16 protein-coding genes and 1 tRNA gene are annotated in these 20,617 nt (G+C 51.7%); 12 read left to right on the forward strand and 5 right to left on the reverse strand.

Annotation, left to right across the window (positions count from 1 at the left end; genetic code table 11):
• Positions 1–354 precede the first annotated feature (354 nt).
• The 4 genes from AB9F26_RS15285 (at position 355) to AB9F26_RS15300 (ending at position 3,153) form a co-directional block, all read left to right on the forward strand.
• On the forward strand, positions 355–1,116 hold the full coding sequence (locus AB9F26_RS15285) for an ABC-three component system protein (protein WP_369768384.1): 762 nt from the start codon (positions 355–357) through the stop codon (positions 1,114–1,116).
• On the forward strand, positions 1,113–1,337 hold the full coding sequence (locus AB9F26_RS15290; RefSeq protein WP_335586115.1) for an ABC-three component system middle component 7: 225 nt from the start codon (positions 1,113–1,115) through the stop codon (positions 1,335–1,337). The genes AB9F26_RS15285 and AB9F26_RS15290 overlap by 4 nt, the downstream gene beginning before the upstream one ends.
• Positions 1,327–1,818, forward strand: coding sequence for a hypothetical protein (locus AB9F26_RS15295; RefSeq protein WP_369768385.1), 492 nt, complete (start codon positions 1,327–1,329; stop codon positions 1,816–1,818). Before AB9F26_RS15290 ends, AB9F26_RS15295 begins: the two co-directional genes overlap by 11 nt.
• 330 nt (positions 1,819–2,148) lie before the next feature.
• A complete protein-coding gene (locus tag AB9F26_RS15300) occupies positions 2,149–3,153 on the forward strand; it encodes an AraC family transcriptional regulator ligand-binding domain-containing protein (RefSeq protein WP_335585096.1) in 1,005 nt (334 codons plus the stop codon).
• A gap of 485 nt (positions 3,154–3,638) precedes the next feature.
• Here the strand turns inward: AB9F26_RS15300 and AB9F26_RS15305 are convergent, their stop codons facing one another.
• From AB9F26_RS15305 to AB9F26_RS15320, 4 genes are all read right to left on the reverse strand, one after another.
• Entirely contained in the window at positions 3,639–4,652 is a 1,014-nt protein-coding gene (locus tag AB9F26_RS15305; RefSeq protein ID WP_335585095.1) for a DUF1214 domain-containing protein, read from the reverse strand.
• A gap of 636 nt (positions 4,653–5,288) precedes the next feature.
• Positions 5,289–6,590, reverse strand: a complete 1,302-nt coding sequence (locus tag AB9F26_RS15310; RefSeq protein ID WP_369768386.1) for a hypothetical protein — start codon at positions 6,588–6,590, stop codon at positions 5,289–5,291.
• Positions 6,584–7,864, reverse strand: coding sequence for a tyrosine-type recombinase/integrase (locus AB9F26_RS15315; protein ID WP_369768387.1), 1,281 nt, complete (start codon positions 7,862–7,864; stop codon positions 6,584–6,586). Before AB9F26_RS15315 ends, AB9F26_RS15310 begins: the two co-directional genes overlap by 7 nt.
• Positions 7,865–8,052: 188 nt before the next feature.
• Positions 8,053–8,138, reverse strand: a tRNA-Leu gene (locus AB9F26_RS15320).
• A 156-nt stretch (positions 8,139–8,294) separates the two neighbouring features.
• Here AB9F26_RS15320 and AB9F26_RS15325 point away from each other — a divergent pair.
• Entirely contained in the window at positions 8,295–9,275 is a 981-nt protein-coding gene (locus AB9F26_RS15325) for a complex I NDUFA9 subunit family protein (protein WP_369768388.1), read from the forward strand.
• Here AB9F26_RS15325 and AB9F26_RS15330 read toward each other — a convergent pair.
• Positions 9,272–10,075, reverse strand: a complete 804-nt coding sequence (locus AB9F26_RS15330) for an undecaprenyl-diphosphate phosphatase (RefSeq protein WP_369768389.1) — start codon at positions 10,073–10,075, stop codon at positions 9,272–9,274. The two genes, AB9F26_RS15325 and AB9F26_RS15330, sit on opposite strands and share 4 nt — an antisense overlap.
• 219 nt (positions 10,076–10,294) lie before the next feature.
• Between AB9F26_RS15330 and AB9F26_RS15335 the strand changes: the two genes are divergently transcribed.
• From AB9F26_RS15335 to AB9F26_RS15365, 7 genes are all read left to right on the forward strand, one after another.
• A complete protein-coding gene (locus AB9F26_RS15335; protein WP_335586125.1) occupies positions 10,295–11,728 on the forward strand; it encodes an NAD(P)-dependent oxidoreductase in 1,434 nt (477 codons plus the stop codon).
• A gap of 176 nt (positions 11,729–11,904) precedes the next feature.
• Entirely contained in the window at positions 11,905–16,440 is a 4,536-nt protein-coding gene (gene gltB / locus AB9F26_RS15340; RefSeq protein ID WP_335586126.1) for a glutamate synthase large subunit, read from the forward strand.
• 175 nt (positions 16,441–16,615) lie between these two features.
• The gene (gene mtgA / locus AB9F26_RS15345) at positions 16,616–17,311 is read left to right on the forward strand and encodes a monofunctional biosynthetic peptidoglycan transglycosylase (protein WP_335586127.1); all 696 of its coding nucleotides are present in this window, start codon (positions 16,616–16,618) and stop codon (positions 17,309–17,311) included.
• A gap of 53 nt (positions 17,312–17,364) precedes the next feature.
• Entirely contained in the window at positions 17,365–18,030 is a 666-nt protein-coding gene (locus AB9F26_RS15350; protein WP_039003248.1) for a glutathione S-transferase family protein, read from the forward strand.
• Complete coding sequence (queG, locus tag AB9F26_RS15355) at positions 18,027–19,070, forward strand: tRNA epoxyqueuosine(34) reductase QueG (RefSeq protein WP_369768390.1); 1,044 nt, start codon at positions 18,027–18,029, stop codon at positions 19,068–19,070. The genes AB9F26_RS15350 and queG overlap by 4 nt, the downstream gene beginning before the upstream one ends.
• An 18-nt stretch (positions 19,071–19,088) precedes the next feature.
• Positions 19,089–20,006, forward strand: coding sequence for a DMT family transporter (locus AB9F26_RS15360; RefSeq protein ID WP_369768391.1), 918 nt, complete (start codon positions 19,089–19,091; stop codon positions 20,004–20,006).
• 183 nt (positions 20,007–20,189) lie between these two features.
• A complete protein-coding gene (locus tag AB9F26_RS15365; RefSeq protein ID WP_369768392.1) occupies positions 20,190–20,597 on the forward strand; it encodes a glyoxalase superfamily protein in 408 nt (135 codons plus the stop codon).
• Positions 20,598–20,617 lie beyond the last annotated feature (20 nt).

The following is a 20,617-nucleotide window of genomic DNA, read 5'->3' on the forward strand; positions in this document are numbered from 1 at the left end:
GATCTAAAGTTTACGCAAACTACATATAAATTACACGCTATATTATTAGACAATCGAACCTATTCTTCCTTTAAGGGTATTTTATGTGCAGCAATTGTTGCTAAGGGCGGATGACTGACATTCGCCGCGCATATTTCAATTGATCTTAACAACATTTCGCCTTGTCTCTTATCTTCAGCCAAGCGCAATCTTTGGTTCGGCGCTCAAAAGTCGACTGGGCCAACTGTTACCACAATGACCCCCGAAACAACCTCTGGGAGAACGTTTTGCGTGACTTTCATGAAAAATAAGTACTAGTGTCGCCCAAAGCAATTTACGCAAAACCAAGTGATTTTTTTGGGGCGGTACAAAAATTTGTCGAAAGAACGGAAAAAACTATCAGATGCGCAGCAACTTGCCCTTATTTCACAAGTTGACCGCGTTTGCCCATTAGATGCGGAGCCGCTATTCTACAAGAAGGGTCAAAGATCTTTCAAGAATTACGAAATCGCTCACATTTACCCATTAAACCCGACCTCCGCTGAAGAACTGCTTTTGCAGAATGAAGAGCGTCTTGGAAAAGACCTAAATGATGAAGACAATCTAATACCGCTTTGCAGTTTGTGCCACAGTAAGTTCGACAAACCCAGAACAGTTGAGGAGTACCGAGAGCTAGTTGCCATAAAAAAGAATGCAGTTGAACGAAGCGGACAAGAAGAATTGTGGAAAGCAAACCCTATTGAGGAAAGTATACTAGAAATTGTTGACGCCATCTACGCCGATGCTGAAGAAGGCATTGAAGCAGAAATCACCTTCACTTCCATGAAGGTCGACGAGAAACTTAACGACAGTATTTCCAAACCTACGCGCCGAAAAATTAAGCACAACGTAACCGACTATTACACATTTATTCGAGATAAATTGGCATTGCTTGATAAGGCGGGTGACTGCACTTCCGAAATCATTTCCCACCAAGTTAAAGGTTTTTACCTCGTTCAAAAGGGAAAGGGCGTCAGCCAGCAAGTCGCATTTGACAATATTGTCAAATGGCTCAATGCCAAAACAAAGGCTGAGAGCAATGATGCTGCGGAAGTTATTACCTCATTCTTCGTCCAAAATTGCGAGGTTTTTGAATGATCTGCCCTGACAAATTTACATCCATCGACAACTCCATTGTAGGTCAATCTACCAAATTGCTGATGGAGGTTGGAGCCCAAGTAACAGTTGGCCAACTGCGCTCAGAAACAGTCAAGCAGTTTCCTGACGTGGCAGACTTTATCTTAGCCTTGGACACACTCTTTGCACTCGGCAAAATCGACTTCAACGAAAGTACGGGAATAATTACTTATGTTGACTGAGATTCACTGTAAGAAATTTAAAACCAAAACGATCAAGTTCCACACTGGTTTAAATGTAGTGCTCGGCGATCACGCCGCAACCAATTCTATCGGGAAGTCCAATCTTTTGATGGTTATCGACTTCGCTTTTGGCGGGGACAGCTTTCTTCAACACAACAGCGATGTGCCTAAAGCACTAGGCCACCATGACTATCAGTTCCGTTTCAAGTTCGGTGATAAGCATTTTCGCTTTGTCCGAAACACTGACACACCCGATCTAGTTCTCCAAATAGCCGAGGGTTCGGAGGAAGAAACCGCCATTTCAATCGAGGACTACAGAGCCCTCTTAAAGGCTGCCTACTCTTTGGGTGAAGTAGGGTTAACCTTTCGGGCCATTACTTCTCTCTTTTCCCGAATATGGGGCAAAGACAATCTAGATGTGAAGCAACCACTGCATTCACATATTAAAGAAGCATCCGCCAGCCGTAAGAGCCGCCAATAACCAAAACACATCAAGATCAGAACAATGTCGGCCCAAGGGCCAACATGCGCTTTGGCACGCGTTAGCTAAATGGGGAGCACACGCGCCAAAGCGCACGACAAACGAGAAGTCAGTGGACCAGTTTTACGCCGCGATCTGGACCCTTTTTACTCTGCGATTGACACCAGCCCGGATCAGGCACCACTTTGCGACGAGCACGCCGATGGCCGCCCATAAAACGCACCGAAAAGTGCCGATCTGTGCCAAAAAGTGCCGTGAATCGCCTGGGCGATTTTGCTGGACAAGCTCTGGAACAAAAAATACCGTTTATTTTCTGTTAGGGGGGCCACAATGAGAGTTCCGCTCATATCAGCGCGCGTTCTTATGGGATTGCATGACACGTTCGTCAGCTACGTTGGGGAGGACGGGTTAGATGCGGCTTTGACGGCGGCACATATCCCCGTGCCATCGATGGAACGCCCCGAGGTTTTCATGCCTCAGAAATTGCTGTTTCGGTTCTTCGAAGACATCGCGCGCCAACTGGGTGACCAGAATTTTGGCCTGACCTTTGGCGTTCATGTTCATATGGTGAACTTTGGCACCTGGGGACGTTTACTGCTTTCATTTGATACGCTGGAAGAAGCGCTCTTCGCAGTGGAGGAATCGCAGAGATTTCACATTACTGCCGACAAGTTTACAGTGGAAAAAAAAGACGACCACCTGTGCTTTGTCTACACATCGGGATTGCCAAACCTGATCGGGCGGCGACATTATTCCATCGCGGCAGCGACCGTGATGATGGATTTGTGCAGACACTACATGGGCAGACACTGGAGCCCGCTAAGCGTCGACCTTGACGTTCAGAAAACGCGTTACTTGGCATCCTTCGAGGATGTTTTTCAGTGCCCGGTGACCTTTGATAACCCCAGCACGCGCATAACCATCCATCGGGAAGAAGCAGGGTTAGTGTTTTTGCGAAAGAAGCCTCCGTTTATAACCCAATCTGATCTGAGACGTTCGTGTCTTGCTGCACCCACTGAGCTGATCGGCATCGTGAAGGAACTCGTACGGTTCCGGTTGCTTGACAGCGAGATCGATATCGACAGTGTTGCCAGCCTGATTTCATTGAGTCCCCGAACGCTGCAGCGGCGGCTTGCTGACGAAGGGATTGATTTCAGAACCCTTGTCTCGCAGGTGAGGGCCGAACGTGCGGTTGAACTGCTTCGCGAAACACAAATGCCTGTGTCCAGCATCGCGGCCGATCTTGGGTATTCGACAGCGTCGCATTTTTCCCGCGCCTTCCGAAAGACGACCGGAGCGTTACCATCTGACATCCGTAGCCGCCTGGTGGGCTAGACACGCCAGTCCGTCTGACAGATTTGGAATCGCGATCATTTGACTCGCGAGATATTGGTGCCTTCGGTCCCCGTGCCCGCAAAATATCCGCCCTGGCTCACGAAAATTCCGTCTCGCACGCTCGAGGTTGAAACCTTGCGGGCGATCTCCTCATCAGCGACGGTGATGTTCGGGCCGACACCACCTTGGGCCTATAAACGTGCCACTCCCCAAACCCGACATTCGCTCTCTGCGAAGTACTTCCAGTGCGCGGACTACGACTATGTTGGACGAAACGGTGCTTTGTGGAGGGAGCAAGACACCGCTCGCCCCACGCCATATGGTCTTGACCCGTATTCCCCGAGTAGCGGGGTGACTTTCCAACTCTGCTTGTCGATATCATTCTATGGGCAGACACGGTAGTTTACTTTCGACCCGCATACTTGAGCCAAAGGATTGAAGCTCCAACCATCTCGATGACGGCCGAAGCTAATTTGGCCTAATTTCTATTCCACGATTGTAGGGGCTGGGAACGTCCAAGTCCCGTCGAGGATTTCTTGCTGAGGTTGATAGAGGCGCACAATGTAGTTCCAACCATCTGAAATCGGAATACAGTTCTTACGACCATCCTCGCACCCACCGAAGTGAACGGTGGCACCGCCGCCTTCATCTGGCATAGCAGTCAGGTTGTTGAGAGAATTCACACCTAGGTCGTTCTTCGCCATAAAGCCCTGCTCGTTATACACAGTGATGGAGGCGAAGCCGTCCACAGGCACATCCTTGACGCTCAAAGCGTAGTTAACCTCACCATCGTTTTTCTCTGGAACTACGTTTACGTAAATGGCGTCCTCTTTGGGATTGCCACCCCAACCCATTGCCGTTCCCATCAGATGATCGATAGGGTTGAGGTCGTCCTTTATGCCAAGCATACCTGAGGTGTCACTGACGGATGAGGCGAGCACGTTGACTGCATCCCGAATTTTCGAAAGCGACTCCTCGTCCCAGTCCGGAACATCAAGGGACCCCATGCTTTCTTGCGCCACCCCAATCTGATCCTGAACAGCATTTGCCAGCTTTATATCATTTTCATCGTTGGCATTTACCAGGGTGCGAAACACCACGGTGACATATCGCGTCCCAATTTCTTCTTGTGTCAGAGTGTATGATCCCGGCTCGTAAATCGCAGCAGGGATAGAATGATCCTGATTTACCAACATCAAGGATTGCCAGCGATCAGTCTCTGGTTTGGTAATGGTGACCGGAGTGGCGAGATCAAAAATGCCAATGGAATAGAGAGTATCTTGATTCATACGAATGACATCTTGCTTGTCTAAAGGCGTTGGTTGGCGAATGTGAAACATCTTGCCGAAACCGTCAGCCGCTTCATAGCGCCGCATCGTCATGTCAGTCTCAGCACGCACGAAATTATCCACGGTAACGGTTTCGCTGGCCCACGCGCTTTGGGTGGAGCCAAGCATCCCAACCACCAGCACACACATCGTCCAAGTCTTCATTTTCATTTCAGATATCCCATTTATATATTTCTTCTGACGATATTTAATCGCCTGTGATCTTCCTGTAACTGGCATTCCCCAAGTGGAACGCCTTCTCCTGAAGGTTAGCCTGCTTTGAGGCCAAGTTAAAATTTCTGCGCATGGTATAAACTCAGGTGCGCTTTTGACGCATTCCGGTGCGGTAAACTTGTTTTCACCTTGCCACTTTCCAGTTCGGATCAGGCACCACTTTACGACAAACGTGCCGAGACACTATGAGAGCAGTGCAGCACAAAAATGCAGTTTCGTAGCCTGTTGAACGTCCGCTTCCTAAAAAAGAATCTATCAGGCGCAGCTGCAGCGAACGACCGCTCACCGCCCTTAGTGACGATTGCTGCGCTAGCATAACGGTCTTGAAACGCCTCACGATATACGGGCCGTTTGATCGGATTGGTACCTTTGATTGGGGAGGGGAAACCTCTTACGGGTCCCATATATGAGGAGGGGGAGACCTAATAGTTAATCTAATGGGGGTTCCCTTAGGTCCCAATGAACCTACTATTTGATATTAGTTTAATCATATGAATAATAACAATAATATATCTATATCTATCTCATATACAGCTACAATATTTATTTACTACAATTGATATCCGCTGATAATCAGGAACTCTCAACCGACACCTCAGGGATTAGCCCAATCCGCTCCTTAAACACCGCCTGCATCACCTCGGTTGCTTCCTGCTCATACCTAGGCTCAACCAGGATCGCGTCATGAATCGGCAGGGCAAAGATACCTCTGGATTTAAGCTCCAACAACACCGCGACCAGAATATCAGACTCGGTGCGCATCAACTTCAACCCAATGCCCGAGCCAAAGAGATGTATGATCGCAGGATGGCGCTGCCCAATTGCTGCAAGGGTCTCGCTTAAGGACTTACTGGCGGGGATCGACTTACGCACATCTTTCGGCATGCGGTTCAGAGGTTTGCTGGCATTGATCGACGCTTGAATGACCTTCTTGATCCCTGGCCGACAGCTTGTTGCGAAGCCATACTCTGTCAGGTCATAGAGGTCGCCTGCGGGAGGAGTTGCCCCAACCAAGCCATAGAGCAGCAACAAACCGGCCTGTCCGTAGTCAAGCTCAACCAGCGTGTCGTCGTTCAGCAGGATAGTTTCCAACCGCGCATCATGCTTCATCCCCTGCCAAAACCCACCATAGAGTCGTCCACCTTGAGCGAAGTCTTTGTTGTTGAAGATCCGTCTTAAACGCCGGTCGGTTGTGTTGATTTCCGGATCCGTACAGGACAGTGGAGCGGTCTCGCACCAAGCATTCAGGGTTTGAATTTCCTGCCTTAGGAGGTTTGTTTCCTCTGTATCTTGATATTCAACGAGTTGGCCCGGTCTGTTGTTTGGCTGTTTTTCATTCTTCGGCTTTACATCCCGCAGCAAGAGTACCTCTTCATCTGGGGAGCGACCTATGCCAGCGAAGGACACCTTGAAGTGTTCCTGCAAACCAAGTAGCGCTGGGCCAGCAGTAAGCACCGTTTGTCGCCCAGCGCCCGCAAGCAAAGGACTGTAATTCTTCCCCTTAAAGGACTTCGATCCTGGTGTGATTTCAACAACACCTACTTCCGGAGACTCCATGATCTTCAAGATATCTGGGAGTGTCTTGCCCATGGCCTGCCCCTTGTAACGTGACTTTTTACCTAAGATCTGATTGCTCTGACTGAGATGGATTTTGCCTTCTGGGGCCTCAAGACGACGATACAGCAAGTCGCAAATGATCGCTTCAACCGTGATCTCATAGGTCGCTTGATCAACCGCTCTACGCTTTCGTTTACGAAGGGCATGCTTTTCTGCATAGCGGTTAAGAACATGTAGAACAGATTCCACAATGGTCTCAGCGGCTGCTGACTTGGCACGACGATGGGGATCAAATTGACGTGCGGGCTGATCTACCATGTCTTTGCCAGGTGCTCTCTGAGGGTCACGATTTCAAAGCCGTCACCGTTTCTTGCCGCGACTTCTTTGTTGCTGTGACCAAGAAGAACCTTACTTATTTCCTCCGGGCAGTGCGTACGTCGCAACTCGTCTTTTTTCTTATGACGCAGGCTATGCAGGGATTTCTTCGGCTCCGAGATAACCCCGCGAAAGTGCTTCATTAGGATCGCGGAGCAAGCGGTGTTCCCTCCGATACGGCCATACCGCGCAAACAGGGGCTCATCGTCTTGTTTGCCTAGTCGATTTTTTTGTAGCAGTTCCACGGCTCGATCGGAAAGCGGTATTGAACGACTGCTGCTTTCGGTCTTCAGCGATCGAAAGGTATTGGGCCTGATGTGGACGTACTGCTCCTGAAGGAACACATCCCCACACAACAGTCCGGAGATTTCAGCTAACCGTGCACCCGTGTCACAGAGGGTTACAAAGATGGCCTGTAGGTCGTCCTTATGGGGGAGGGCATCAAATACCATGTCAGCCTCTTCTCTGCTGAGGCTTAGGCGGTCCGTTGCTGCATTTCCCACACCTTTGATCTTCAGCTTATTGAAGGGGTTGAGATAGTTAGAGATACCAAGCTCTGTGACGGCATGGTTAATCACGGCCTTCACCGTGTTGTTGTACCGGTGCACGCTGTTGGGGGAAACGCGCCCTAGGAGAACGTCGCGATACTCGTTGGCGTCATTCCTTGTGATCGTGGTCAGTGCCGCCTTGTTAAACTTATAGCTCCCAAGGATACCCTCGAGATCCGAACTGGTTCGTTTGAGATACTTGCTCAGATTGCGGTTGTTTTCCGCGTCCTTGAACTCTGTGTAGAGGGCATACGCATCGCTAAGGGTGAAGATTTTCTTGGGGACGGACGCACCGAGGAGGTTATTAAACACCTCTGGCTCAACTTCATCTTCAAGCAAGTCGGCCAATGCCTCAAGACCACCATCTAGGTTTTGATCGATATCTCCTGCCGCAAGCATATCAGCGGCTCTTTTGCCGTAGTGGGTCTCGACCAAGGCCAGTGTGCGGTCAGTGGCGTCTTGGCCCTCTAGGCGAGCAAAAAGAGATTCCACTGCTCTATGAACAACTGGGAGTTTGGTGATCATTTCGGAGTAGGTGGAGCCAAGGCTATGGTAGATCGTTTCCTTGCCAACCACTGAAATGAGTCGTTTCGGAACGTTGCGTTTATACTGATACGCACCCCAGGTCCGCTGTCGCACATACTTCGGCAGTTTTTTGCTCTTCGCCATCTCTCAACCCTCTCATCGAAAACTTCAGGGCTAGTATCACCAGTCAGCGCTTCGATGGAGCGACCGAACCTGACACAATTGTGATCGATTTCGACGAAAACGGTTCGCAAAACGGTTCGGAAAATGGTTCAGTATATCCCTTTATAACAGCGAGTTATCTTAAATATAAGGGAAAATCAAGTGTCAACTGGTGCCCAGGAGAGGACTCGAACCTCCACGTCCATACAGACACCAGCACCTGAAGCTGGCGCGTCTACCATTCCGCCACCTGGGCAGGTGTCGTAGCCGTGGGGGTTAACGGGGCGAAGGCAGGCTGTCAACGGAAATCGTGGGGATTTACGCTGCATTCATCCTGCGACGCGATACCCGCTTGTTCCGGTGCGTCTGGGAATGTATTGAGGCAATAGAACTGTTTTGTTGGAGGCCAACCATGTCTAAACTTGTCACTATTTACGGCGGATCCGGATTCGTTGGCCGCTACATTGCGCGCCGGATGGCCAAAGCTGGTTGGCGTGTGCGCGTTGCCGTACGACGTCCCAACGAGGCGTTGTTTGTAAAGTCTTTTGGGGCCGTTGGTCAGGTTGAGCCTGTTTTGTGTAACGTGCGCGACGATGCTTCTGTTGCAGCGGTTATGCTTGGTGCTGATGCTGTTGTGAATTGCGTTGGCATCCTTGCAGAAACAAGCCGCAACAAGTTTGACACGATTCATGCACAATCCGCCGGTAGAGTGGCGCGGATCGCAACCGAGCAAGGGGTTGCGTCTCTTGTGCATCTTTCTAGCATAGGTGCTGATTTGGAAGCCGCCTCGGAATACTCGCAGACCAAAGGGCAGGGCGAGGTTGAGGTGCTTGAGCATTTCCCGACGGCCACTATTTTGCGCCCTTCGGTTATTTTTGGTGCCGAGGATGGTTTCCTCAATAAATTTGCCTTCATGTCGCGGCTTGGACCGATCTTGCCACTCGTTGGTGCGACGACAAAGTTTCAGCCTGTTTTCGTGGATGACGTCGCGACCGCCGCGGAAGTGGCTATTCTGCAAGGAAAATCAGGTGTCTACGAACTTGGTGGACCGGATATTATGTCCTTGCGCCTGATCGTCGAGAAGGTTCTCGCGGTTGTGCATCGTCGGCGTTTGATCGTGAACAAGCCTTTCTTTGCGGGCAGTATCATTGCTGGTCTTTTGGATTTCACCCAAGCGGTGTCCCTTGGGCTTGTGCGCAATGGTATCTTGACGCTCGATCAAGTCAAAAGCTTGCGATCAGATAACATCGTTGAAGAGGGTGCGAAGGGTTTTTCCGACCTGAACATCACCCCGACAAATATGGATGCGATTATGCCGAGCTACCTGTGGCGCTTTCGTCCTGATGGTCAGTTCGACGATATCCGCGATTCAGCGAAAAACCTCAAAGCTTAAGTGTAGGCAATCCAGAGGAGGCCAAGGCCCAGCCCTATGCGGTAAATCACGTAGGGTGTGAAACTTGTGCTGCGCAAAAGGCGCATCATTAGGGTCAGTGCCAGAAGGGCTGTTACGAAGGAAAGCACCACGACAATCGCGCCGTCGAGGGCAACGGATGCGTCCGCAGTTTTTATAACTTCGAGGCCAGCGAGAGTGCCCGACGCAATGATCGTTGGGATCGACATGAGCATCGACAGTTTGGCGCCATCTTGGCGGTTATACCCAAGCGCACGCGCGCCTGTTATTGTCGCGCCTGAACGCGATGTTCCGGGGATCAGGGCAACCGCTTGCCAGAGGCCCATGATGATCGCATCGCGCAAATTCCAATCGCCATCTGCCTTAGTGGTCGCCCCGCGTTGATCGGCAACATAAAGGACGATGCCAAAAACGAGCATGGTCCATCCAATGACCGTAAGGCTACGCATCACGTCATCGAGGCCTGTGAGCTTTAGGATCAGTCCAATGATCACGACAGGAACAGTGGCCACCGCGAGCAGGAAGCAGAGTTTCGCACCGGGTGCGTTGAGACGACCCATTAGCATGGGTATGAATCCGCGAAAGGCCAGCGCTACATCAGTTCGAAAATAGAGGATCACAGCAAAGAGCGTGCCGATATGTGCGGCCACATCTATGGCTTGGCCTTGGTCGGGAAGATTTAGAAGATTCGGTAAAAGAATCAGGTGACCCGAGGACGAAACCGGCAAAAACTCGGTGATACCTTGGATTATCGCCACAAGTACAAGATGATAGAAGCTCATGGTCTGTTTTCCCATTGAATCACGAGGGCAGTCTAAGCGCTGGAAAATAAAAGGAAAGTCGTATTTTAGGTAACTGATATTGACCTAAAATACGAATTGGTAGTGCTGAAAATGTTGCGCGACGACTATAAAACGGAATAAAGGTCAGCACGGCTGCCTTTTCATTTGAATCCCTTTTGCTTAAAAAAGGCGCTCGTGTCATTTCTTGGAGGCCTCGCCATGGCAAAACAGCCAATGCTAAAATTCATATCGCTTGAGCGGTCCATGCCCACGAAACGGGATGCCGACCAGCGCAGTCAAGATTTTCACGAAATCTATGCGGAATTTGCCAAAACAAAAGCTGCAGAGCAAAGTAGCCGGTGTAGCCAATGTGGTGTGCCGTTTTGCCAAAACCACTGTCCGTTGCACAACAATATCCCTGACTGGCTCAAATTGACTGCCGAGGGGCGTTTGCAAGAGGCCTACGAGTTGTCGCAAGCCACCAATACTTTCCCCGAAATCTGTGGTCGCATTTGCCCGCAGGACCGTCTGTGTGAAGGTAACTGTGTGATTGAACAGTCTGGACACGGTACTGTAACTATTGGGGCCGTTGAGAAATATCTAACAGACACCGCTTGGGAAAATGGTTGGGTTCTGCCGATCCAGCCCAAAGCCGAGCGCGAAGAAAGTGTTGGAATTATAGGAGCTGGTCCGGGCGGTTTGGCCGCAGCGGATGTGCTCCGCCGTCAAGGCATCCAAGTCACTATCTATGATCGTTATGACCGCGCCGGAGGCCTAATGACCTACGGCATCCCCGGATTCAAACTCGAAAAAGACGTTGTTGCAAAGCGCATTGCCCAGCTTGAAAACGCGGGCGTTCAATTTGTTTTGAACTGCAACGTGGGTGAAGACATCACGTTCCAAGCGATCCAAGGCCAACATGACTCAGTTTTGATTGCCACGGGCGTCTACAATTCCCGCGACTTCCAAGCCCCCGGTTCTGGAGCGGAAGGCGTTGTGCGCGCAATCGATTATTTGACCGCGTCTAACCGTAAAAGCTTCGGCGATATTGTGCCTGAATACGAAAGCGGCGAGTTGAATGCCTCGGGCAAACGCGTCGTTGTTGTTGGCGGTGGCGACACCGCGATGGACTGTGTGCGCACAGCCATTCGCCAAGGCGCAATGAGCGTGAAATGCCTGTATCGTCGTGACAAAGCCAACATGCCTGGAAGCCAACGCGAAGTTCAAAACGCCGAAGAAGAAGGTGTGGAATTTGTGTGGTTGTCGGCCCCCAAAGCCTTTGTTGGCGATTGCGTAGAAAGCGTTCTCGTTCAGAAAATGCGCCTTGGGAAACCCGATGCATCTGGACGTCAATCGCCTGAGTTGATCGAAGGTGCGGACTATGCCGAGCAAGCCGATCTTGTGGTCGCGGCGCTGGGCTTTACACCGGAAGACCTGCCAACCCTCTGGGGAGAAGAGGCGCTTGAAGTAACTCGGTGGGGCACCATCAAAGCCGATTTCCGCACCCATGAAACCAGCATCCCTGGGGTCTATGCCGTTGGGGATATTGTGCGGGGTGCGAGCCTTGTTGTTTGGGCGATTAAGGATGGTCGCGACGCGGCCGAAAACATCCTTGAAACCTTTAATAGCGCCGCCGTTCTGGCCGCGGAGTAAGGCACTGTTGGGGCTGGTAGACAGAAACTGCCCTGCGCAGCTTCGGCTTTCTGACCTAAGTAATTTATCAATGGAGGCATTGTTGTGACCCGTGAAAATTCGAATTTGACGACGACTAAATGTGCCAATCCTTGCCAAAAGAACGCGCCCAACGGGGCAAATTATGGAGAGAGAACATGACCAAGTTTGACCAAAACTGGAAAGCCGCCGAGGAGGCGAAACGCCAATGGATGGCTGAAAATGGCATGTACTCCGAGGAAGACGAACATTCCTCCTGCGGGGTTGGCCTTGTGGTTTCTATCGATGGTAAACCTTCGCGGTCTGTCGTTGACAATGGCATCAAAGCGTTGCGTGCGATTTGGCACCGTGGCGCTGTGGATGCGGACGGGAAAACTGGCGATGGCGCGGGTATTCACGTGCAAATCCCCACCACATTCTTTGAGGATCAAATCCGCCGCACAGGTCACGAACCCAAAGCTGGTCAACAGATCGCTGTGGGCATGGTGTTCTTGCCGCGCACCAACTTCGGGGCCCAAGAAACTTGCCGCACAATCGTTGAAAGCGAAGTTTTGCGGATGGGGTATTACATTTACGGTTGGCGCCATGTGCCCGTGAATATCTCGTGTTTGGGTGAAAAAGCCAACACAACCCGCCCTGAAATTGAACAGATTTTGATCAGCAACTCTAAGGGTGTTGATGAGGAAACCTTTGAGCGCGAGCTTTATGTTATCCGTCGCCGGATTGAGAAAGCAGCCCTCGCGGCGCAGGTTCCTTCGCTCTATATCTGCTCATTGTCCTGTCGGTCGGTGATCTACAAAGGCATGATGTTGGCGGAGCAAGTCAGCGTGTTTTACCCCGATCTTGAAGATACTCGTTTTGAGAGTGCCTTTGCGATTTACCATCAACGCTATTCGACCAATACGTTCCCCCAATGGTGGTTGGCCCAACCGTTCCGCATGCTTGCGCACAATGGTGAAATCAACACGCTGCGGGGCAACGTCAACTGGATGAAGAGCCATGAAATCCGCATGGCTTCGAGTGCCTTTGGCGATATGGCCGAAGATATTAAGCCGATCATTCCCGCTGGATCTTCGGATTCCGCTGCTCTTGATTCCGTTTTTGAAGTCATGGTTCGTGCAGGGCGCAATGCGCCGATGGCGAAAACAATGTTGATTCCAGAAAGCTGGAGTCAGCAAGCGATTGAGTTGCCCGATGCGTGGCGCGATATGTATTCCTATTGCAACTCCGTTATGGAGCCATGGGACGGCCCCGCCGCCCTTGCCATGACAGATGGTCGCTGGGTCTGTGCTGGTTTGGATCGCAACGGTTTGCGGCCCATGCGCTATGTGGTGACAGGAGACGGCCTTTTGATTGCTGGCTCCGAGGCTGGCATGATCCCGATTGACGAGGCAAGTGTTGTCGAGAAAGGCGCTTTGGGGCCGGGTCAAATCATTGCCGTCGATATGCAAGACGGGCTTTTGTACCACGATACAGCCATCAAAGATCAGCTCGCCGCAAGCCAGCCTTTCGGCGAATGGGTGCAAAAAATCACCAACATGGAAGACGAACTTGCGCACAAAACCGAGGTGGCTGTTTTTGCGGGTGCAGACCTGCGCAAGCGTCAAATCGCGGCGGGCTATACCATTGAGGAGTTGGAGCAAATTCTTCAACCTATGGCTGAAGATGCCAAAGAAGCGATTGCCTCAATGGGCGATGACACCCCGAGTGCCGTTCTGTCCGAGAAATACCGTCCGTTAAGCCATTTCTTCCGTCAAAACTTCTCGCAAGTGACAAACCCGCCGATTGATTCCCTGCGCGAGTACCGTGTCATGAGTCTGAAAACGCGCTTTGGGAATCTCAAGAATGTGTTGGACGAAGACTCCAGTCAAACCGAGATTTTGGTGCTCGACAGCCCGTTTTTGGGCAATGCGCAATTCGATGGATTGATTGAACATCTGGGCAAAGACGTCGTGGTGATCGATTGTACTTTCCCTGTGAATGCTGGGGCAAACGCGTTGAGTGCAGGCCTGACTCGGATTCGCGCCGAAGCCGAAGACGCTGTGCGGTCAGGTGGCGCGCATATCGTTCTTTCGGATATGACCCAAAGCGAAGCCCGCGTGGCAATGCCGATGATCCTCGCAACATCTGCGGTCCATTCTGGTCTGACTCGTAAGGGCCTTCGGACATTCTGTTCGATCTCGGTGCGGTCGGCAGAGTGTATCGACCCACATTATTTTGCCGTACTTATCGGCTGCGGTGCCACGGTTGTGAACGCGTATTTGGCGGAAGATTCCCTTGCTGATCGTATTGAGCGCGGTCTGATTGATTGCACGCTTTCCGAGGCGGTTGCACGCTATCGCGGTGCCATTGATGCGGGACTTCTCAAGATTATGGCCAAGATGGGGATCTCGGTTATTTCCTCTTATCGCGGCGGTTTGAACTTTGAAGCTGTGGGCCTTTCGCGCGCTATGGTTGCCGAGTTTTTCCCCGGTCTGACAAGCCGTATTTCTGGAATTGGTGTGTCGGGCATTCAGCATAAATCTGAAAAGGTCCATGCTTTGGGCTGGCTTGGTGGCAGCGACATTTTACCAATAGGTGGTTTTTACAAAGCCCGTGCAAGCGGTGAAACCCACGCATGGGAAGCGCAAAGCATGCATATGCTTCAGGCCGCTTGTGCGCGGGCGTCCTATGAAATTTGGCAGCAATATTCGGCCAAAATGCGGTCTAACCCACCAATCCACTTGCGCGATCTACTGGCAATTCAGCCGATGGGCGCAGCGATTCCGATTGAGGAAGTCGAAAGCATTACGGCTATTCGTAAGCGCTTTGTCACACCGGGCATGTCCCTTGGTGCGTTGAGCCCTGAGGCCCACAAAACCCTCAATGTCGCGATGAACCGTATCGGAGCTAAATCGGATTCGGGCGAGGGTGGCGAAGATCCAGCGCACTTTGTACCTGAGGCAAATGGCGACAATCCGTCTGCGAAGATCAAACAGGTGGCTTCGGGTCGTTTTGGCGTAACCGCAGAATATTTGAACCAATGCGAAGAGCTTGAAATCAAAGTTGCGCAGGGTGCAAAACCGGGCGAGGGCGGCCAATTGCCGGGCATGAAAGTGACCGACCTTATTGCGCGCTTGCGTCACTCGACAAAAGGCGTGACCCTGATTTCGCCGCCGCCACACCACGATATCTATTCCATCGAGGATTTGGCACAACTGATCTACGACCTCAAGCAAATCAACCCACGCTGCAAAGTAACTGTGAAACTGGTTGCGGCATCGGGTGTTGGGACAATTGCGGCAGGTGTTGCGAAAGCCAAAGCCGACATTATCCTGATTTCGGGTCACAATGGCGGCACGGGCGCTTCGCCTGCGACTTCGATCAAATATGCAGGTTTGCCATGGGAAATGGGCCTTACTGAGGCGCACCAAGTTCTTGCGATGAACAACCTGCGCGAGCGGGTAACTTTGCGCACCGATGGCGGACTTCGCACCGGGCGTGACGTGGTTATGGCCGCGATGATGGGTGCTGAAGAATACGGCATCGGCACCGCGGCCTTGATTGCGATGGGTTGTATTATGGTGCGCCAGTGCCAGTCGAATACTTGTCCTGTTGGTGTCTGTACCCAAGACGAAGACCTGCGTAAGAAATTCGATGGAACGGCAGATAAGGTCGTGAACCTCATCACATTCTACGCCCAAGAAGTGCGCGAAATTCTCGCGAGCATCGGGGCGCGCAGCATGGATGAAGTGATTGGTCGCGCGGATTTGCTCTCGCAGGTTTCTCGTGGGTCGGCGCATCTTGATGATCTCGATCTTAACCCCCTGTTGATCACGGTCGATGGGGCGTCGCAGATTGTCTATGATCGCAACAAACCGCGCAACTTCGTACCTGATACGTTGGACGCTGAAATCGTAAAAGATGCCGCGCGCTTCTTGAACGATGGCGAAAAAATGCAGCTTCAATATGCGGTTCAAAACACTGACCGTACCATTGGGACACGCACGTCGAGCCACATTGTCCAAAACTTTGGTATGCGCAATTCGCTGCAAGAGGATCACCTGACGATCAAACTCAACGGCTCCGCTGGGCAATCCCTAGGCGCCTTTGCGGCACCTGGCCTCAAAATCGAGGTGTCCGGCGATGCGAACGATTATGTTGGCAAGGGCCTGTCGGGCGGGATCATCATCGTACGTCCGCCAATGAACAGCCCGCTTGAAGCGTCGAAAAACACCATCATCGGCAATACTGTCCTTTATGGCGCCACCGCTGGGTATCTTTTCGCGGCTGGTCGCGCTGGCGAGCGTTTTGCGGTGCGTAACTCAGGCGCCAAGGTCGTTGTCGAAGGCTGTGGGGCGTCCGGTTGCGAATATATGACCGGAGGCGCAGCGGTCATTCTAGGCAAGATCGGCGCGAACTTTGGCGCGGGGATGTCTGGCGGAATGGCCTATGTTTACGATCCCAACGGCATTGCGGATTCGCTGATGAATATGGAGACGCTCGTGACTTGTCCTGTGACCGTTGAGTATTGGCAGGATCAACTCAAAGAGTTGATCGAACGTCATGTTAAGGAAACAGGCAGCCAAAAAGGTGCGGATATTTTGCAGCATTGGGAGCTTGAGAAAACGAGATTCCTGCAGATTTGTCCCAAAGAAATGTTGGTCCATATACCGCATCCTTTGAGTGATGAATCGAGCGCGGCAATCGCCTAAACGCGACACTAGAATAAAAAAAGCCGGGCCATCATGCTCGGCTTTTTTGTGGGTATGACTTGACCATTTTGATTGTGCATGCTCAGTGTCTTTTGTGGTCAGAAAAGCAAAAAAGAAACCAGTCAAACGGGCAGCATCCAAGCCCGAGACCCGTGAGAAGCAGGTGGAAAAAGCCATGCGCGATTCGGGGTCACGGTTTCAACCCGCTCAATTTGTCCGCCGTTGGATACGCCGCGCTGTATTTGCGGTTCTAGGTTTCTTGGCCTTTGGGGTGATTGTCTATTCCGTCATTAGCCCGCCGACGACACCGTATATTTTGTCCGAAGCGCGACGGCTTGGTGGCATTGATCGAGCATGGATTGCTATCGAAAATGTCTCCCCGCATATGGCGCGCAGCGTTGTTGCTGCAGAAGACGCAAACTTCTGCAATCATTGGGGGTTTGATATGACGGCGATCCGCGCAGCACTGGATTCAGGCAGCACGCGCGGCGCGTCGACAATTTCGCAGCAAGTGGTGAAAAACGTCTATCTTTGGCATGGCAGAAGCTGGGTTCGCAAGGTTCTCGAAGCGGGTTTGACCCCCGCTGTTGAGGCCGTATGGACCAAAAAACGAATCGTCGAAGTTTACTTGAATATAGCCGAGTTTGACGAAGGTGTTTTTGGCGTGGACGCCGCCGCCCATCACTACTTCGGGAAAACGCCTTCGGAGTTGACGGCAACTCAGGCGAGCCTCCTTGCGGCTGTCCTTCCCAACCCTAAAGGGCGTTCGGCAAGCAAGCCGACAACTTGGCTGAGCAAACATGCGCGCAGTATCGCCGACGGAGCCGCGACAATCAAAGCAGACGGTCGTTCTGCGTGTTTCGAAGGTTGAATTTTGGACAGATTCACGGCAGTTAAGGGGGAAACCATCTTGAGTGACCTATTATGATCCGACTATTCCATTCCCCGCTCTCGCCTTTTTGCCGCAAGGTACGCCTAAGCTTGGCCGAAAAAAAACTTGAAGTAGAGTTGGTCGAGGAACGGTACTGGGAAAAGGACGGCGAGTTCTTGCGTCGCAACCCCGCAGCCAAGGTGCCGGTTCTAAAAATGGACGGGATGATGATGGCCGAGAGTTCGGCGATTTGCGAGTATATTGAAGAGACCCACCCAACGCCGAGCCTTTTACCAAAAGGTGCCGTGGAGCGGTTTGAAGTGCGCCGGATGGTGAGTTGGTTTGATGATAAATTCCATCATGAAGTCACCTCAAAGTTGCTGTACGAGCGGGTCAATAAAAAGGTCATGGCGCAAGGATATCCGGACAGTGCAAACGTAAAGGCAGGCGCGCGCAATATTAAGTATCACCTCGACTACATGGGGTGGATATTGGACCAAAGGCGCTGGCTTGCAGGGGATGCCATGTCCCTCGCAGACTTCGCGGCGGCGGCACATTTGTCTGCATTAGACTATATTTCGGACGTCGACTGGAATCGGAATGACAACGTAAAAACGTGGTATGCAAAAATTAAGTCGCGCCCCGCATTTCGCAGTATTCTCGCCGACCAAGTGCCAGGTTTCCCGCCACCCGCACATTACACGGACCTTGATTTTTGAGCGCCCTGCTCAAAGAAAAACTCACCGCGCAAACCAAGATCGAAGGGTTCGCCCAAATGGGCGTTTGCCGCCCGGATTCGATCCCTGAAATCGCCGCGCGATTGGAAGCATTCGTCAGCAAGGAACGCCATGGGCAAATGAGCTGGATGGCGGAGCGCATGCATTGGCGGGGCGCCCCCGATGCCCTCTGGCCTGAGGCGAAAAGCGTCATTATGTTGGCGGAACCCTATACCCAAACGCATGATCCGCGCGACGTTTTGAGCAAGCGTGATTGCGGTGCAATTAGTGTCTATGCACAAAATCGCGACTACCATGATATTGTTAAAAAGCGGCTCAAACGTGTGGGAAGGTGGCTTTTGGAGCAGGATCCCGACGCCCAAATCAAGGTGTTTGTCGATACGGCCCCTGTTATGGAAAAGCCGCTCGCTGCCTCTGCGGGGCTGGGTTGGCAAGGGAAACACACCAATCTTCTGTCCCGTGATCTCGGGAGTTGGTTTTTTCTAGGCGCTATCTTTACAACGATTGAGCTACCTGTGGATTCCCCCGTGCGTGAAAACTGTGGCTCTTGCACGTCTTGTCTTGATGCTTGCCCGACCAAGGCCTTTCCTGCGCCTTTCCAACTGGATGCGCGGCGCTGCATTTCCTATCTGACCATTGAACATCACGGACCCGTGGACGAAGAACTTCGCGCCCTCATGGGCAACCATATCTATGGCTGTGATGATTGCCTTGCGGCTTGCCCCTGGAATAAATTTGCAGTCGAGGCGCAGGAGCTTCGTTACGCCGCCAAGGGCGATCTGATTGCCCCTCCATTGGACGTACTCGTGACGCTCACCGACACGCAATTTCGGGAAAAATTTTCCGGCTCACCTATTAAGCGGATAGGGCGTAAAAGGTTCATTCGCAATGTTCTCTATGCCATCGGGAATAGCGGAGAAACACGCTTTAGGCCCTCAATAGAGCCACTTTTATCGGACGAAGACGCGGTAGTTCGGGATGCTGCAATCTGGGCCAAAGCACGGCTTTCCATGGTTAGCTAATTCCCCTATCAATTAATCATGGAACACTTCTCAGGGATATTTTTTAAAATTGCGTCGGTCACAATGTTCGTGGCTATGGCTTCGTGTTTAAAGGCGACCAATGGGACGGTCCCCTCAGGGGAACTCGTGTTCTTTAGGTCTTTTTTTGCTCTGCCCGTTATTCTAGTATGGTTAATCTGGCAAAAGAAATTATCGACCGGTCTGACCGTCAAAAGCCCGATGGGGCATGTTTGGCGCGGTCTTGTTGGTACGACAGCGATGGGGTTGAGTTTCGCGGGGCTTACCCTTCTTCCCCTCCCTGAATTTACCGCAATCGGGTATACAGCCCCCCTTTTGGTCGTCATTTTCGCGGCAATGTTCTTGGGCGAACAGGTCGGTGTTTTTCGTTTGTCGGCGGTGTTCGTCGGGATGGTCGGCGTTATGATCGTCCTGTCGCCACGTTTTTCCACCTTGGGGAATGGCCTTGCAGAGAAGGAGGCGCTCGGTGCGCTTCTGGTGCTCATGGGGGCGTGTTTTGCTGCTCTAGCACAGGTGTTTATTCGGAAATTGGTTCGGACCGAGCGCACGAGTGCGGTGGTCTTTTGGTTCTCGATTACCGCCACAATTCTGTCGCTCTTTACGATTCCGTTTGGGTGGGTTTGGCCCAGTGCATGGAGCCTCGTCTTCCTTGTTCTCGCGGGAATTCTTGGCGGGTTCGGTCAGATATTCCTCACCTCCAGTTACCGCTTGTCCGATGCATCTCTTGTGGCTCCCTTTGAGTATTCATCGATGATAATGGCGCTGCTTGTCGGGTATTTTTTGTTCGACGAAGTGCCAACGACTGTCATGCTCTCTGGGGCTGGCTTGGTTATGGCGGCGGGGGTCGCGATTATCCTTCGAGAGCGGCATCTTGGTTTGAAGCGTGCCCAGCAGCGCAAAGTTACGGGCCCGCTTTAATCCTCAGGACAATTGACAGAGTATCCGGCATGACTTACTCGGCACCCAAGGGTGAGGCCCCTGCCGCTCGCTGATTCGTCATTGGTGAAGTCCTCTTTAATCCCGCCGTTTCTTTCATCAGATGGGAATGTGGCAATGCGAGCGCCCCGATTTTCCCGTGATCTGAATGAAAAGGACCGCGAAATGTCTCCCGAACTCCCCTATTTGGCTGACTTGAAAAAGCAGGCCAAAGCAATGCGCACGACGCGGGAAATATCTCATAGCCGTGCTCTTGAAGAAATTGCCAAACGATATGGATATCGCGATTGGAATACACTGGTCGCGTCCGCCGGCCCCCAACCCCCCGTTCAGGTTGGGCAGCGCGTATCTGGGCTTTATCTTCAGGTGCCTTTCTCGGGGAAAGTACTGTCGCTAAAATCAGAAAATGCGGGTCTATTCCGCGTGAATATTGAGTTTGATGCCCTGATCGACGTGGTTATTTTTGACAGTTTCTCCAATTGGAAGAACCGCGCGAATAAAATTATCAACACGAATGGTGTTTCTGTCGATAGAACTACGAATGGCCATCCGCACATGGTCGTGTCCCTGTAACTGGGGCGAAACAGGAGTAT

The organism is Falsihalocynthiibacter sp. BN13B15 (genome assembly GCF_041205415.1).
Taxonomy (GTDB): domain Bacteria; phylum Pseudomonadota; class Alphaproteobacteria; order Rhodobacterales; family Rhodobacteraceae; genus Falsihalocynthiibacter; species Falsihalocynthiibacter arcticus.

Bases quoted from the DNA above. Each gene is read 5' to 3' on its own strand.
- AB9F26_RS15315 (WP_369768387.1), bottom strand. From the start codon at position 7,864: ATGGCGAAGAGCAAAAAACTGCCGAAGTATGTGCGACAGCGGACCTGG.
- AB9F26_RS15360 (WP_369768391.1), top strand. From the start codon at position 19,089: ATGGAACACTTCTCAGGGATATTTTTTAAAATTGCGTCGGTCACAATG.
- AB9F26_RS15350 (WP_039003248.1), top strand. From the start codon at position 17,365: ATGATCCGACTATTCCATTCCCCGCTCTCGCCTTTTTGCCGCAAGGTA.
- gltB (WP_335586126.1), top strand. From the start codon at position 11,905: ATGACCAAGTTTGACCAAAACTGGAAAGCCGCCGAGGAGGCGAAACGC.
- AB9F26_RS15325 (WP_369768388.1), top strand. From the start codon at position 8,295: ATGTCTAAACTTGTCACTATTTACGGCGGATCCGGATTCGTTGGCCGC.
- AB9F26_RS15300 (WP_335585096.1), top strand. From the start codon at position 2,149: ATGAGAGTTCCGCTCATATCAGCGCGCGTTCTTATGGGATTGCATGAC.
- mtgA (WP_335586127.1), top strand. From the start codon at position 16,616: ATGCGCGATTCGGGGTCACGGTTTCAACCCGCTCAATTTGTCCGCCGT.
- AB9F26_RS15310 (WP_369768386.1), bottom strand. From the start codon at position 6,590: ATGGTAGATCAGCCCGCACGTCAATTTGATCCCCATCGTCGTGCCAAG.
- AB9F26_RS15335 (WP_335586125.1), top strand. From the start codon at position 10,295: ATGGCAAAACAGCCAATGCTAAAATTCATATCGCTTGAGCGGTCCATG.
- AB9F26_RS15295 (WP_369768385.1), top strand. From the start codon at position 1,327: ATGTTGACTGAGATTCACTGTAAGAAATTTAAAACCAAAACGATCAAG.
- AB9F26_RS15365 (WP_369768392.1), top strand. From the start codon at position 20,190: ATGTCTCCCGAACTCCCCTATTTGGCTGACTTGAAAAAGCAGGCCAAA.
- AB9F26_RS15290 (WP_335586115.1), top strand. From the start codon at position 1,113: ATGATCTGCCCTGACAAATTTACATCCATCGACAACTCCATTGTAGGT.
- AB9F26_RS15305 (WP_335585095.1), bottom strand. From the start codon at position 4,652: ATGAAAATGAAGACTTGGACGATGTGTGTGCTGGTGGTTGGGATGCTT.
- AB9F26_RS15330 (WP_369768389.1), bottom strand. From the start codon at position 10,075: ATGAGCTTCTATCATCTTGTACTTGTGGCGATAATCCAAGGTATCACC.